Below are 15,470 nucleotides of genomic sequence, written 5' to 3' on the forward strand. Positions count from 1 at the left end.
AAAATGATAGGGTTGGTAAAGTGGCACATATTAAAAAACAAACCCCTTTAATTTCTATTATTACACCTGCATATAATGCGGAGCGATTTATTAGAGAAACCATTGAATCTGTTTTAGCACAAACCTACTCTAATTGGGAAATGGTCATTGTAGACGACTGTTCTACAGACAAAACCGTAGAATATGTGAAAGCATATCAACAACAAGATGATCGCATCAACCTAATTGTGCTAGAAGAAAACCAAGGTTCAGCTGTTGCCCGTAATACCGCAATGGAACATGCAAAAGGGAGATATATTGCCTTTTTGGATAGTGACGACCTATGGTATCCGGAAAAACTAGAAAAGCAGCTGCGTTTTATGCAGGAGAAAGATGTTGGTTTTTCCTTTACACAATACATCCGCATGCAAGAAGACGGTACCTTGAAAAATGCTGTATCCCGAGCACCAAAAGCTGTAGGGTATGAAGATTTACTGAGGCATTGTGTGATAGGCTGCCTGACCGTTATGCTGGATCGGGAGAAAGTAGGGTACTTAAAAATGGTTGATATACGAACTAGACAGGATTATGTCTATTGGTTAGCCCTCACAAAACGAGGTCATCTTGCGTATGGCATTCCAGAAATCCTTGCCAAGTACCGAACAGTAGATGATTCGATATCCAGTAATAAAATAAAAGCAGCAAGACGCCAATGGTATGTCTACCGAAAAATTGAAAAACAAAACCTCTTTAAAAGCATATGGTATTTCCTCCACTATGCTACAAGAGGAATCCGAAATCTAATGAAGTACAAAATCTCACCACAAAAAGAGTAGAATAAATGGCTGTTTTCACATAGTTTGTTGATATTAATATATATGATGCGTCTTAACTTTAGCTTGACTTACTTCCATCCTTTTTAATATGAGTGCTAAACCAACGCTGTGTGAAAATACTCGCTTTCCACGGGGAACGCTTCAGCCTCCTCGCGAGCAAAAGGCGCTCGCTGTGGGGTCTTCAGACTGTTCCTTTTCCCGCAGGAGTCTCGCATTTTCAACAGATTTGATTAATCTACTGTTCTGGTGAGAAAGAAATACACGAAATGTTAATTTCAGGAGCTATAACTACTTATTAATTAGAAAATCTCTACCAGTGAGGGCAGAATACGTAGACTCCTATGGAAACAACACGTGTCCGAAGACCCCGGAAGAAGCGTTCTTTGCTTCTGAGGAGGCTGAGGCCGTGTCCATGGCTAGGAAGACACTGTGAAAACGACAAGTTTGAACAGATGTCGCACTTGTGCCCCTGGTGAAAGCGAAGTGTTCTGCCGGAACGGTAAGTTATGTTGCATTTAATATCAACTATTTATTAAGGATGCGTAATTGACAAAGCAACAACCTTTTAGAAAATAGCCAAATAATACATGATTGTAAGAATCTAGGCGGGTGTCAATGGTTTGAAAACATATTTACAAGAAGTATTAAAACGAAAAGACTTATTAATTTATTTAGTAAAATCAGGACTAAAAGCAGAACACCGAAATAGCTATTTAGGTTATTTCTGGTGGCTATTAGATCCGTTATTAAACGTCCTTGTGTATTACTTTTTAGTTGTGATTATCCTAGGAAGAGGCGGAGAAGGCTATCCCGTATTTCTTGTTATCGGACTCGTTGTTTGGCGCTGGATTAGTACAACGATAAATTCATCATCTAAATCCATATTACGGTATAGTTCCATTATTAACCAGATCGCATTACCAAAATCGATCTTTCCGTTATCTTTTACGATTACGCAATTATTTAACTTTTCATTCGGATTAATTGTAATTGCTTTGTTTTTGGTATTCTTTGGCGTTGTTCCAGGCTGGGAGATTATCTACCTGCCACTATTAGTGCTGATTACATTGGTATTTTTACTAGCAATTGGCCTATTACTAGGGTACGTAACTGTTTTTGTACGGGATATTGACAATATTTTGTCCCATTTGATGCGGGTATTCTTCTACGCATCCCCTATCATTTGGCAAGGTGGACGCCTACCACCTGAATATAGTTGGGCAGTCGATTTCAATCCAATCGCTATACTCGTTACGTCTTATCGAGATATTTTGATGCATCAAACAAGCCCAAATTTCACTGGGTTATTTGTGATATTGGGAATCTCCCTGATCGTTGGGGTGTTAGTTCTATATTATTATAGTAAAAACGAACACAAAATCATTAAAGCGTTATAAAGAGGGTTTTTTACCATGGCAGATAACAATGAAGAAAAAGTAATCAAAGCGAAAAATATAGGTGTTTCCTTTTATAGTGGGCATAAAGATGACTATAAATCCCGTGTGTTTCGTTTTTTCAAAGAAAGAGGAAAGACTGAGAAGGTCAAGAAAGTCTGGCCGCTCACAGACATAGATTTTACCGGCTATAAAGGGGAAATTCTCGGTATTATTGGTTCCAATGGTGCTGGGAAGACAACACTTAGTAAAATTATTGCCGGAATTTTAGAACAAGACAAAGGGGAGATAGAGGTCGATGGCAAGGTGACGGCACTATTCTCCTTTGGGATGGGATTTAATAAAGAACTGACAGGCCGAGAAAATGTCTTTTTAAATGGGATGATGCTCGGAATCGAGAAAGACTTGATTTCTCGTTACATTGATGACATTCACGCGTTTTCCGATTTAGGTGATTTCATTGACCAGCCGATGAAATATTATTCCAGTGGGATGAAAGCAAGACTAGGCTTTAGTGTTGCCGCACACCTGCAGCCAGAAATTCTCATATTAGATGAGGCATTAAATACAGGTGATGCTAAGTTTGGTCGAAAAGCGGCTGAAAAAATGAAGGAATTGGTAAAAAATGCCAAAATGGTAATCATCGTGACACACAGTTTACGGTATGCAGAGCGAAACTGTGATCGCTTAATGTGGATTGATGGTGGCGAAGTTCGTGAAATAGGAGATCCCAAAGAGGTCGTGGAACACTATAAAGCAACCGTTCCACAAAGGCCTGCCAAAAAACGGAGCCTTAATTTAGCTAAAACAGAGACAGATGTTAAAGATACTACCGTTGTAAAAGCCGAAAATGTAGGAGTTTCTTTTAAATTAAACAAGGATACCTTTTGGGCGCTTAAAGATTTGAACTTTGAGATTAAAGAAGGGGAAGTTGTTGGGATTATCGGCCATAATGGTGCAGGAAAAAGCACGTTATGTAAGGTGATCACAAGTATCTTAACCCCTGATACAGGGACATTGGAAGTAAATGGAGAAACCTCTTCATTACTAGGTTATGGTACAGGTTTTAATGCACAGCTAAGTGGTGCTGACAATATTTATTTAAATGCTATGCTGTTAGGAATCCCGAAAAAACGAGTGGATGCAAAATATGATGAAATTGTTGAATTTGCTGGGTTGAAAAAAGCGATTGATAAACCAGTTAAGTCTTATTCGAGTGGGATGAAATCAAGACTCGGGTTTAGTATCGCTGCCATTTTAAAGCCAGATATTTTTATTATTGATGAGGCACTCTCAACTGGAGATATGGCATTTAAACAAAAAGCAAGTGAGCGGATTCAAGACATGATGGATCGCGCCAAAGCCGTCATTATTGTAAGTCATAGTATGAATTTCGTGGAAAAGGTTTGTACCCGTGCCATTTGGATGGAGCAAGGACAAATCAAATTTGATGGAAGTGCGGAAGAAGCGGTTGAAAAATATCGGATCGCAACTGGTGTGAAGAAGAAAAAGAATAACCAAAGAGTCCCGAACAAAAAAGCATAAGGAAATAGGTGGTGTGTCAGGATGCCTCGTATGTTGAAAAAGATACTCATTGGACCGATTGACTGGTTGTTGTATTCGGTCTTACGTGAAAACCATCGTCAGGCATTGGCGAATATGTTTTCAGCTGAACAAAAAGAAAAGCTGAAAAGCATCATTAATGGAAAACAGCAAATACAGCGTAAGAAATTAAAACAAATTAAATACCACCTGTATAACCTTGGCTTTGTTGAAAGAGGACTTCAAGAATTAGAAGCATTCCATAACACAGCAAAAAATGCACCGATTAAACGGTTAGCTGCTTGGGAATTAGTCCAATGGCATGCAAATAAGTACACAGAAGAAGGTGCCAAACTAGCGCTCACCTATATCCCAGCTGTCCATGATGGCGAAACAGATCAAGATCAATTAAGGCGAATTGCAATTATTCATGCGGAGTGCTTAGATCTTGTAGGCGATCCAGAACAGGCGAAAAGTATTATTCATAAACGATTAGTAGAACAGGAGCATGCAGACCTTTATTTAGCAAGAGCTAACTTAGTAGAAACATTGGATCAGCGGCTAAACTGGATTAATAAAGCGATGGGGTTTTATCAACTACAGCCTATTTCTTTTTCTTCTCGAGAAAATCAAACGTATGATGACTTACAAACAGATCCAATGGACAGAGCCATTACAGACGGACCGAAAGTATCTGTGATCCTCCCTGCTTACAATGCAGAGGATGGAATTGGAACAGCCATTGAGTCGATTTTGTCGCAAACATGGCGCAACATAGAATTACTTATCGTCGATGATCATAGTCCAGACAACACGGTAGCTGTTGTGAAAGACTACATGCAACAGGATTCGCGGATTAAATTGTTACAGACACCGGTAAATAGTGGACCATATGTCGCTCGTAATATTGCGTTAAACGAAGCAACCGGGGATTTTGTAACGATCAATGACGCGGATGATTGGTCACATCGGGAAAAAATCGAGAAGCAAGCAACACACTTAGTGGAAAATAGTGAGGTTATTGCCAATACATCGGAGCATGCCCGCTTAACAGAAGAGGATTTAAAACTCTATCGACGCGGAACACCAGGAAAATATATTTTCCCAAATATGTCTTCGATCATGTTCAGGCGTAAACCCGTCCTGGAGCGGATAGGATATTGGGATAGTGTTCGTTTTGCGGCAGACGGGGAATTTAAGCGACGCCTGTTGAAGGAATTTGGCAAGCAAGCGTATGTTGACCTTTCTACTGGGCCCTTGTCCCTCCCTAGACAGTCCGTATCCTCTTTAACAGGAAGTTCAGCATTTGGCTACAACGGATTTTTCATGGGTGTACGGAAAGAATATGTGGAAAGCTTAGAATCCTATCATCAACAAGCTGAATCCCTTTATTATCCTTATCCAATGGAAAAAAGACCTTTTCCCGTACCAGAACCAATGTGGCCGAAACGAGAAGAAAAGCAAGATGGAAGACGCTTTTTTGATGTTGTAATTGCAACTGATTTTCGCATCGTGGGGTCTGACTCGTTTGTTCTAAAAGAGATTAACAGACACCTTGCGCATGACACAAAACGAATTGGTCTCGTACAAATGAATCAGTTCGACTTAACGCTTACATCTGCTATTACAACTGATGTGCGAAACGTTTTAGACGGGGATCGTGTTCAAATGGTTGTCTATGGGGAAAAAATTAATACAGATCAGCTGATTGTCATTCATTCAGCCGTCTTAGAAGATAAACAGAAGTATGTAGCCGACATTCAGGCTGAGACGATTCAAGTTGTGGTGACAGAGGAACCAAATCAGAATGGACAAGCAGATAATATCGAGCATTGTCTTGAGCAGTTGGAAACGTATTTTGGTTCCGCGGGGAAATGGTATCCGTTGAATCACCGAATTCGAGAGTCCTTTAGTAATCACGTTGTAGAAAAACGGAATCATGTTGATCTTGCAAATGAAGATTGGGAGACTTTGATAGGCCATGACTAATGATTGGAAGTCTGATCAAAAGCTTGAACAAGAACTACTGGAATTAGATGAAAAACTAGCAAAAGCGATAATAGAACGAAAAGAGTCGGAAAAAAGGCTACAGGAGATACAAGGTGCTTTTTTACACATAAAGAGTAGTAAGGTTTGGCGCTTGCTTCAATCTATGCGAAAGTGGAAAGGCGCTATACGAACCATTATTGCTGCTTTACTTGGCAGACGAAATCGCAAAGAACTGTATAGTAAGGCCTATAAACGAAAAAAGGCAGCCAATCAATTGAAAAAGCATCTCTATCGTCTTTATAATCTTGGATTCACTGAAAAAGCATTAGAAGAATTAGAAACCTTATACAAGGAGCCACCAAATCGTTATCTGAAGCAAGCTGCTGCATGGGAGCTCATGCTTTGGTATGCCAATAAAAATACAAGAGATGGTGCTGAACAAGCATTAGCTTATTTGCCTGCTGTGGTCCAACGTGAAAATGATACCGATCGTTTGCGACGAGTAGCCATTATCGAGGCAGAATGCTATGACAGATTAGGGATGCCTGATAAGGGGAAACAGATTTTACAAAGACAGTTGACACAAAAAGAGCATGCTGATTTATATTTGGCTTTAGCAAATTTGGAAGAAACGATGGAGAAACGGTTGGAATGGATCAATAAGACTTTACGTTTATACAACCTTCAACCAATTACGTTTGGAACAAATGATGGTGAAATTACTTATGACGACCTGCAAACAAAGCCAATGGATAAAAAGATAGCGAACGGTCCAAAGGTGTCTGTTATTCTCCCTGCTTATAACGCAGAAGATGGGATTGGCACAGCGATACAATCTATTTTAGAGCAGACGTGGCGGAATCTTGAGCTCATTATTGTGGATGACTGCAGTCCTGATCATACAGTTGATGTTGTAAAAGGCTATATGCAACGGGATAACCGGATTAAATTGCTTTCCACCCCAGTTAATAGTGGACCTTATGTAGCGCGAAATATCGCCTTACAGGAAGCAACAGGTGATTTTGTCACGATTAATGATGCAGATGATTGGTCACATGCAGAGAAAATAGAAATTCAAGTGAAGCATTTAATGGAGAATCCGGATGTCATTGCGAATACGTCAGAACATGCAAGACTAACAGAGGAAGATTTGAAGCTTTATCGAAGAGGGACACCAGGGAATTACATCTTTTCGAATATGTCGTCTCTTCTATTTCGACGAGAACCAGTCATCGAACAAATCGGGTACTGGGACAACGTAAGATTTGCGGCAGATAGTGAGTTTAAACGTCGGCTAATGAAGGTGTTTGGTGCGAAAAATGTTGTCGATTTGCATACAGGTCCATTGTCACTACCAAGGCAATCTGTTCGTTCCCTGACTGGAAGTTCTGCATTTGGTTATAATGGCTTTTTAATGGGTGTACGAAAAGAATATGCAGAAGCACACCGGTATTATCATCAATCAGCAGTGTCGCTTTATTTTCCCTTTTCACAGGAAACTCGCTTATTTCCCGTACCAGAACCAATGTGGCCACAGCGAGAAGAAAAGCAGGCTGGAACTCGCTATTTTGATGTTGTGCTTGTTGCCGATTTTCGCTTAAAAGAAGATGTATCTGAAATAGAAGCAGCTTTGAAAGCACAGCAAGAAGAAGGACTACGAACTGGCTTAGTGCAATTGGCGGATTACAAGGTTACGACTCCTAAGGAAATTCAGCCAGCAATACGGGGAATGCTGGATGGGTATTCGATTCAACTACTCGTCTATGGTGAAACGATTCGTTGTGATGTCGTGATTGTAATGAATCCGAAAATTTTACAGGAAAAGCAACAATATGTACCGAAGCTTCAACCAGCTACAGTTCGCGTAGTCCTAAAGGAAGCCTCTAGTATTAGCGAATTAAGGCGATGTGTGAATCATTTGGAGGATTATGTCGGAAAACGCGGGAAATGGTATCCAGCCAATCAAACGATTCGGAACACCATCAAGGAAAAACATGGAAATAAATTACGCTTTTCGAAAATAGCTAGTGAAAACTGGGTTAGTGAGGATCCTTCCTTATATTTGAAGCAGTTAGCAGATTGGGTAGTGGAAAATCAACGCTTTCATAAAGGAGATGGTTACCATCAAACGACACAATGATCAATTAAATAACAGTAGTAATAACCATCCGATGGAAGAAGCAGGTCCACACAAATCACATCATGAAGAAAAAATAGAGGAATTAATAAAAAAAGAAGAATTACTCAAACACGAACAAAGCGAAAAAAGGTATAATGAAAAGGAAATAAAAAATGTCGAAAAAAGTAAGACATGGAAGGCAAGTGCGCCACTGCGAAACGTACGATCTTTTTTTGCCAAAATAACAGGACGTACAAAAGCATTAGAACAAGAACAACAGATTAAACAGCTCGAAGCGAAACTAGTAGAAACGAAAAATCAGCTATACGAGACAAGAGAAAGCTTACACGAGGCAACCTTGAATCAACTAGGTATACATGCCAGTGAAGCTGTACAACTCGTAAAAGAAAAATCTGCAGAAGGGGATTTACTCCCATACATAGATGAATTAGTGACCCAAAAGAAAGCAAAGGATACCAATTATACAAATGCTTTAAGATACGCAGCACGCCGTTTTATGAATGAGAAAGAGATGTACAAAAGGCATGTATATGAAAAAATTTTGCCAAGCTTAAAGGTGGAAGATATACCAGAATTTATGATCCGTGTAGGACTAGAAGGGGAAAATCCCGTCGCATTGAATCAACTCTCATCTTTCCGTGCTAGCTTAACGATGCGAATGCGCCAAAAACAGCTGGTCGACTCATTACCAGAGTGGGTGGTAGATGACAAGGAACGAGCGTATGCGTTTATGGACAAGCTAGGGGTGAGAAGACCTTGGACCTCACCAGAAAAATATACGTATGCAAACATCCCTGAAAAAAGTGGTGTTGTGATTAAACCAGTTGATGGTGCTGGCTCTCGTGGTGTTTATCTCGTGTATAGTCCTACGAAAATTGTCGATATCAAACGTTCGACTAATCTAATGAGCTGGGATGCATTAAAAGAAAGCATGGCTGAGGATCTTGCTTCTAATTGGGTAGAGGAAGATCAGTGGTCAATGGAAGAGTTAGTACTAGAAGATCACGAGCAACAAATTCCAGCCAGTGATGTTAAATTTTATTGTTTTTATGGCAACGTTGGGCTCATACTAGAAATAAGTCGTGTACCAGAACTAAAATATTGCTGGTGGACGAGTGATGGAAAACGAGTTCGAACAGGAAAATATGACGATGACATTTTCAAAGGAAAAGGGGTTAGCCCAGAAGAGCTTGAGATGGCTAAGGAAATTAGTTTGGCTATCCCAGCTCCATTTGTCCGGATTGATTTCCTTCGTTCGCGTGATGGGTTAGTATTTGGTGAATTCACTCCAAAGCCAGGTAATTATGACGAATTTGATGATCCTACCGATAAGTGGCTAGGAGATTATTTTGCAGAAGCTCAAGGAAGACTAGTACAAGATTTGTTAAACAAAAAGCAATTTGCTGATTATCAAGCATTCATAAAGGATACAACGAACAATTAATATAACAAGGTTCGGGAACGGAATATAGGAGGAACTCTGATGGAACAAACAAACCCAGAGTGGTTACCACATTTATCAAATGAAATCGTAGCAGATGCACATGGGAACTTACTTGATTCGTATGCAGTAGCATTGGAAGGCTGGAGAAGAGGATTAACGTTACGCTGGCATGTGAAGGATTCTGAGAAGTTTAGTGAAATGCGAACGTGGTTTGTCGATAATCCTGGTCAGCTATTTTCCCTTCGTTCAAAAGAGAAAACCCATTACTTCTTTCGGACAAGAGGCGATAAAATATCCAATAAAGCAGTAGATATTGGAAGAGACAAAGAAAAAACAAAAGAATATGTAAAAGCTGCTGATATTCCCGTTCCAGAAGGGTTACAATTTTCCGAAGAGGACTCAGATGAAATGATCAAGGAATATGTTTCATCCATTGGTTTTCCGGTTGTGGTAAAGCCAACAGATGGCAGCTTTGGAAGAGGGGTTATTTCTAATATAACGAGTATGGGAGAATTAGAGGATGCCCTCACCTATGTGCGTTCTGAGCTAAATTTTCCTAATGTAATCGTGGAAACCTATATTCCAGGTAAGGAGTATCGTCTTTATGTCGTTGGGGATCAAGTAGTTGGTGCGATTAATCGGATTCCCCCAAATGTCGTAGGAGATGGAAAGCATTCGTTAAAACAATTAATTGATCTAAAGAATGATGAACGGAGCGAAAACCCTCGTCTCGTTAGCTGTCCCATTACGATGAATGAGGAAGTAACGAATTTTTTAAGTCGAAAAGAGCTAACGTTAGATGATATCCCAAAAGACGGGGAACAAGTGTTCTTAAGTGGTAAAAGCAACCTATCACTTGGTGGTGATCCGATTGATGTCTATGATGAACTGCCCCAGGGCATTAAAGATACTGCTGTTAAAGCCTTGCATGCTGTTCCTGGACTTGAGCATGGCGCGGTGGATTTAATTATTCATCCAGATAAATCGCCAGAAGAAGCAGGGTATATCTTGGAACTAAATCCTACCGCCCAGCTAGGTGGAATTTTATATCCGATGAAAGGAAAGTCCCGCGATGTCCCGGCGGCTATTATAGATTATTATTTTCCAGAAACAATAGATGTAAAAATGAATAAAGGTAAAACCTATTTTGATCTTTATGAAGTATTGGATCCATTACATTCCAGAGAGGCTGTCGTGACCACTGTAACCCCTTCACCAATGGGGGAAATCGTTGCGAAGAAGTATACCGTCTCTGGTGATGTTCAAGATATTGGATATCAGCGAGGATTACGTAAACAAGCCTTTGAACGCTACCTACATGGCTTTGTAGAAAGCCTTGAAAATGGGGATATTGATGTCGTTGTTGCTGGAGTTGATCCAGAGATGGTGGACGATTTTAGAAATGGGCTTTTAGAAGATGAAGAAAGAGCACATGTTACGAATATTACAGAAAGTGCCTATGAACAACCAGTAAAGGTCGGCTTTGAAGTCCGAGCAGACCTAAAGACACAGCTAGAGGAATTGCAACGGTTGAAACAAGAAATAGAAGTAACCGAATTAGATATGAAAAAAGCTGAAGTACAGCGGCGCAAATTACAAAACAGCTTGTCATGGAGAATTACCAAGCCAATACGAGCAATTGGGGCTATTTTTAAAAAGTAGATGGTATTTTGGCAAAGTTTTTCTGTCAATAACGGAACGAGGATTACATCATAACCCCAACGAGCGAGTGAAGCTTTAGGAGGAATGGAACATGAAAGAGGAACAAGGGATTAGCCTGCCTCAACTTCCAAATGAAATCGTAAAAAATGCTAGGAAAACAAGGTTAGATGCTTTCGCGATAGCACTTGAAGGCTGGAGAAGAGGTCTAACATTAAAATGGTATACAAGGGATTCAGAGCATTTTCAGGATATGGTCATTTTTGGTGTTAATCCACCAGGACGATTATTCTCGCTAAGCTCAGACCAAAGAACCCATTACTTTTTCCGGACCAGAGGAGATAAAGTAACCAATGAAGCGGTTGAAATTGGCTCTGAAAAAGATGATACCAAGGTATGGTTGGATAAAGCAGGGGTCCCTGTTCCATTAGGGAAGGGCTTTGAAGCTGAAGCAACGGATGAAGAAATTATTAACTATAGTAAAGAGCTTGATTTCCCATTAGTGTTAAAGCCAACAAATGCAAGCTTAGGAAATGGTGTTGTCACCAACATCAAGAATGAGCAGGAATTTAAAAAAGCGATTCAGTATGTACGGCATGAACTAGAATATCCTGAGGTCGTCGTGGAGCAATATGTCGAAGGAAAAGAATATCGTGTTTATGTCATAGAAGATGAAGTCATCGCCGCATATAACAGAGTTCCTGCCAACATTATCGGGGATGGGAATCATACTATCGAAGAATTGATTGATTTAAAGAATTACGAACGTCGGAAAAATGCACGGTTAAACAGCTGCCTGATTGAAATGGATAAGGAAATCTTAGAATTCATTCAGTCCGCGGGCTACTCCTTAGAAAGTGTCCCTAAAAAAGGAGAAGTGATTTATTTACGGCAAAAAACAAATATATCCTCTGGTGGAGACCCAATCGATGTAACGGATACATTGCCAGATGAATTTAAACAAATTGCGATTGATGCGGTCAAAGCTGTACCTGGTTTATACCATGGTGGGGTGGATATAATTGTTAATGAAAATAGAACGTCCTTAAAAGCACCAGGAGTCGTCATTGAGTTAAATCCGACAGCACAAATTGGCGGGATTCTCTACCCATTAAAAGGGAAAGCACGCAATATTCCAGGTGCGATCATTGATTATTACTTTCCGGAAACAAAAGGAATTGAAACGGCAAATTCCAGCGTTTACTTTGATATGACAAACGTTTTAGAACCATTGGAAAGTCGTTCTGCAATCGAAGTGGAAGTAATGCCAGCGCCAAAAGGGAAAATGTATGCGAAACGATATGTCGTACGAGGGACTGTACAACGCCAAAGTTACCATCGTTGGCTGAAAAAACAAGCACAGGATCGACATTTACATGGGCATGTAAAAAATATGGTGTTTGATGAGATTGAAATCATCGTTGCTGGAACCGATAAAGTAGCTATTGATGAATTCAAAGGTATGATTAGTCAGTACGCAAACAATTCAGGTGTGAAAGAAATTGAGGAAGAAGATTGGGAAGAACCAGTAACAGTTGGGTTTGATATTGCGGAACTATATAACACTTCTAGCCCCAAATCAATGCAACATGCTTTAAGGAAAATGGAAAGAGATTTAAAGCTAATGACCAAACAGAAAAATAGAATGGAGAAAGATAATCGCCAAATTATGGAAAGTAGTTCCTGGAAGGTTGCAAAGCCAATACGCGTTGTTGGTGACCTAGTGAAAAAGTTTAAATAAGCAGAAAATAGCGGAAAACCTACCAAGTTTTTCAGCAAGTAACCGGTGACTATGAAGCATTGTCCGTGGAAAGCGACTGGCTGGAGCGGAAATCAACCAAACTATTTTACTGCGTCTAATATGGAAAATACGACGTTTACTAACATTTTGACTAGTAATCCTTAAGGAAACGAGGGGTATGACATGGAGGAACAATATCCAGATTGGCTATCAAAACAAATAATAGCTGGAGCACGTGGGTTTAACCTTGATACGTACTTGGTAGCATTAGAAGGCTGGAGACGTGGCTTGTCGCTAGAATGGTATTATGAGCCTTCTGATGTAACCGATCTTAAGATTATTGGATTTCAGCCATTAGGAAAAACCTTCTCATTGCGTTCTGATGAGAAAACACACTTTTTCTATCGTTCAAGAGGAGATAAAGTAGCTAATCAAGCTGTCGATATTGCATCAAGTAAAGAAGATACAAAAGCATACCTCTCCAAAGCTGGTGTTCCAGTTCCTCAAGGGATACGATTTTACCAACAGGAACGTGATGAAGCAATTTTAAATGAAGCTTTATCTTTAGGGTTTCCATTAGTCGTAAAACCAACATATGGAAGCTTAGGCAAGGGTGTCATTACCAATATCCGGACGAAAGAAAAGCTACTAGAGAGTATCACCTATGTGCGAGATGAGCTCGGATTTACCGACTTAATTATTGAACGCTTTGTGCAGGGTGATGATGTTAGGGTTTATGTAGTAGGAGATTCCGTTTTAGGCGCAGTTAAACGAGTTCCTGCAAATGTCGTGGGCGATGGCATTCATTCTATAGAAGATCTTATCAAAGAGAAGAATAAGGCTAAAAAAACGAATCCACATTTATCTACTCGGTTAATAAAAACAAATGATCAACTAACGAAATATTTACAGGACCAACAGCTATCACTTCAAGATGTACCAGCAAAAGATGAAGTGATTTATTTGAATGGAAAAAGCAATATTTCAGCTGGTGGTGACTCGATTGATGTGACAGATGAATTACCAGCTACGATAAAGGAAATAGCCGTGCAAGCTGTACAAGCCATACCAGATTTGAAACATGCTGGGTTAGATTTGATAATGGATGATGATCAAGCAACTGTTATTGAAATAAATGCTACAGCAGGAATTGCACTTCATATTTTTCCGCTGTATGGAAAACGAAGAAATATACCCGCGGGCATTATTGATTACTATTTCCCTGAAACAAAAGGATTAGCAGACCAAAGAAAGCAAATTTATTTTGATTATAAAACCATCCTGAGGTTATTACGTAGTCATGTTGCACAACAGTTAGAAGTTCCTAATGCTCCAGCAGGAAAATTACATGCAAGACGGTATGTTATTACTGGTAAAGTCCAGGGTGTCGGTTTTCGAAAATGGATACGTAAACAAGCTATAAAACAAGGGTTGCACGGTTATACGAGAAATTTAAAAAATGGAAAAGTAGTTGTCGTTGTAGCTGGAATTGATGAGCAGATAGTCGATGGGTTTCAAGAGATATGTCAAAAAGGACCAAAGCGTGCCGAGGTATCCGAGGTGAAAGCATATCCATGGGAAAAACAAATACGGATTGGCTTTGAAATTAGAGATGATAACTAACATAACATTAAGCGCAAGCTAACCGTTTAGAAGAGAGGGTTCAGGATGATGGACAATCAAAGTCGAAAAGTAACATTAGCTGCTACTGGGGATATTTTACTGCATGATCGTTTATATAACAAAGCAAAAATAGGAAAAGATCGCTATGACTTCAGTGAATTATTAGCAGAAGCAAAACCGTTATTTAAGAAGGATTACCTAACTATTGTCAATCAAGAGTCGATCATTGGAGGGGTTGAATTAGGATTATCCAACTTTCCACATTTTAATAGTCCTATGGAAATAGGACATACGTTAAAAGATTTTAATGTCGATATTGTCAACCTGGCAAATAATCATGTGCTAGATAAAGGAGAAGAAGGCATTTTAAGGTCGATTGAGAATTGGAATAAACTTGGAATGCCTTATGTTGGTGCTTATAACTCTCCAGATGATCAAAAGACCCTTCGTATTTTTCATAAAAATGGCTTAAGGGTTTGCTTTATTTCCTATACAAAGCGTATGAAGGGAATGAAAATACCGAGCAATAAACGATATTTAGTGAATACATTTGAGGGTGCGAATGTGTTGCCGATTGGAAAGTTTATTCGCCAACTGAAAAAGATGGACGTAGCTGATGTTATCGTATTGTCTATTCACTATGGGAAAGAATACCATATGCTTCCAACGTCAGATCAGAAGGAAATTACTGCATCATTGTCAGATGCGGGAGCCGATGTTATTTTAGGACATCATCCCCATGTGTTGCAACCACCTTCATACATATTAAATTCAAGAGGTGTTGATTCCTTTGCTATATATTCACTAGGTAATTTCTTTTCCGGACAAAAGGGTATTTATAGACAAATAGGTGCCTTTTTAACAGTAGATATTGAAAAGTCATCCCAAAACGCTATCGTAAATATAACGAAACCAGAAATGAAACTGACATTTGTTGATACAACTGATAAAAAGGACTATAAACTCTACTTATTAGAGGATATTGTAAAGGAACGAGAGATTATTAAGACGCATATGGGTGATTTTCATGCAAAAGAGGTATATCAACGAATTACACAACATATGAGGAAATGGATTCCTGATATGCCTGTATCCTAGTTGAGTTATAGGCATTAAGCACATT

The 15,470-nt window shown here is 39.5% G+C and carries 10 protein-coding genes; all 10 read left to right on the forward strand.

From position 1 onward, the window contains the following. Nucleotides 1-20 precede the first annotated feature (20 nt). Nucleotides 21-815, forward strand: coding sequence for a glycosyltransferase family 2 protein (locus GHC26_RS02235; protein ID WP_404821757.1), 795 nt, complete (start codon nucleotides 21-23; stop codon nucleotides 813-815). Nucleotides 816-1,435: 620 nt separating this feature from the next. Continuing rightward, complete coding sequence (locus GHC26_RS02240; RefSeq protein WP_163969610.1) at nucleotides 1,436-2,212, forward strand: ABC transporter permease; 777 nt, start codon at nucleotides 1,436-1,438, stop codon at nucleotides 2,210-2,212. A 15-nt stretch (nucleotides 2,213-2,227) separates the two neighbouring features. Then, entirely contained in the window at nucleotides 2,228-3,754 is a 1,527-nt protein-coding gene (locus tag GHC26_RS02245) for an ABC transporter ATP-binding protein (protein WP_163969611.1), read from the forward strand. A 30-nt stretch (nucleotides 3,755-3,784) separates the two neighbouring features. Next, the gene (locus GHC26_RS02250; RefSeq protein WP_226376821.1) at nucleotides 3,785-5,740 is read left to right on the forward strand and encodes a glycosyltransferase family 2 protein; all 1,956 of its coding nucleotides are present in this window, start codon (nucleotides 3,785-3,787) and stop codon (nucleotides 5,738-5,740) included. After that, complete coding sequence (locus tag GHC26_RS02255) at nucleotides 5,733-7,880, forward strand: glycosyltransferase family A protein (protein WP_226376822.1); 2,148 nt, start codon at nucleotides 5,733-5,735, stop codon at nucleotides 7,878-7,880. Before GHC26_RS02250 ends, GHC26_RS02255 begins: the two co-directional genes overlap by 8 nt. Continuing rightward, a complete protein-coding gene (locus GHC26_RS02260; RefSeq protein ID WP_163969613.1) occupies nucleotides 7,855-9,324 on the forward strand; it encodes an ATP-grasp fold amidoligase family protein in 1,470 nt (489 codons plus the stop codon). The genes GHC26_RS02255 and GHC26_RS02260 overlap by 26 nt, the downstream gene beginning before the upstream one ends. Nucleotides 9,325-9,363: 39 nt before the next feature. Continuing rightward, the gene (locus GHC26_RS02265; protein WP_163969614.1) at nucleotides 9,364-10,986 is read left to right on the forward strand and encodes an acylphosphatase; all 1,623 of its coding nucleotides are present in this window, start codon (nucleotides 9,364-9,366) and stop codon (nucleotides 10,984-10,986) included. A gap of 91 nt (nucleotides 10,987-11,077) precedes the next feature. Then, complete coding sequence (locus GHC26_RS02270; RefSeq protein ID WP_163969615.1) at nucleotides 11,078-12,724, forward strand: acylphosphatase; 1,647 nt, start codon at nucleotides 11,078-11,080, stop codon at nucleotides 12,722-12,724. Nucleotides 12,725-12,907: 183 nt separating this feature from the next. Continuing rightward, complete coding sequence (locus tag GHC26_RS02275; protein ID WP_163969616.1) at nucleotides 12,908-14,347, forward strand: acylphosphatase; 1,440 nt, start codon at nucleotides 12,908-12,910, stop codon at nucleotides 14,345-14,347. A 45-nt stretch (nucleotides 14,348-14,392) separates the two neighbouring features. Further along, the gene (locus GHC26_RS02280) at nucleotides 14,393-15,445 is read left to right on the forward strand and encodes a CapA family protein (protein ID WP_163969617.1); all 1,053 of its coding nucleotides are present in this window, start codon (nucleotides 14,393-14,395) and stop codon (nucleotides 15,443-15,445) included. Nucleotides 15,446-15,470 lie beyond the last annotated feature (25 nt).

This window comes from Oceanobacillus halotolerans, assembly GCF_010993955.1.
Lineage (GTDB): Bacteria > Bacillota > Bacilli > Bacillales > Amphibacillaceae > Oceanibacillus_A > Oceanibacillus_A halotolerans.

Excerpts from the sequence above, each read along its gene's own strand:
- GHC26_RS02245 (WP_163969611.1), top strand. The coding sequence starts at position 2,228 with ATGGCAGATAACAATGAAGAAAAAGTAATCAAAGCGAAAAATATAGGT.
- GHC26_RS02250 (WP_226376821.1), top strand. The coding sequence starts at position 3,785 with ATGTTGAAAAAGATACTCATTGGACCGATTGACTGGTTGTTGTATTCG.
- GHC26_RS02255 (WP_226376822.1), top strand. The coding sequence starts at position 5,733 with ATGACTAATGATTGGAAGTCTGATCAAAAGCTTGAACAAGAACTACTG.
- GHC26_RS02260 (WP_163969613.1), top strand. The coding sequence starts at position 7,855 with ATGGTTACCATCAAACGACACAATGATCAATTAAATAACAGTAGTAAT.
- GHC26_RS02265 (WP_163969614.1), top strand. The coding sequence starts at position 9,364 with ATGGAACAAACAAACCCAGAGTGGTTACCACATTTATCAAATGAAATC.
- GHC26_RS02270 (WP_163969615.1), top strand. The coding sequence starts at position 11,078 with ATGAAAGAGGAACAAGGGATTAGCCTGCCTCAACTTCCAAATGAAATC.
- GHC26_RS02275 (WP_163969616.1), top strand. The coding sequence starts at position 12,908 with ATGGAGGAACAATATCCAGATTGGCTATCAAAACAAATAATAGCTGGA.
- GHC26_RS02280 (WP_163969617.1), top strand. The coding sequence starts at position 14,393 with ATGATGGACAATCAAAGTCGAAAAGTAACATTAGCTGCTACTGGGGAT.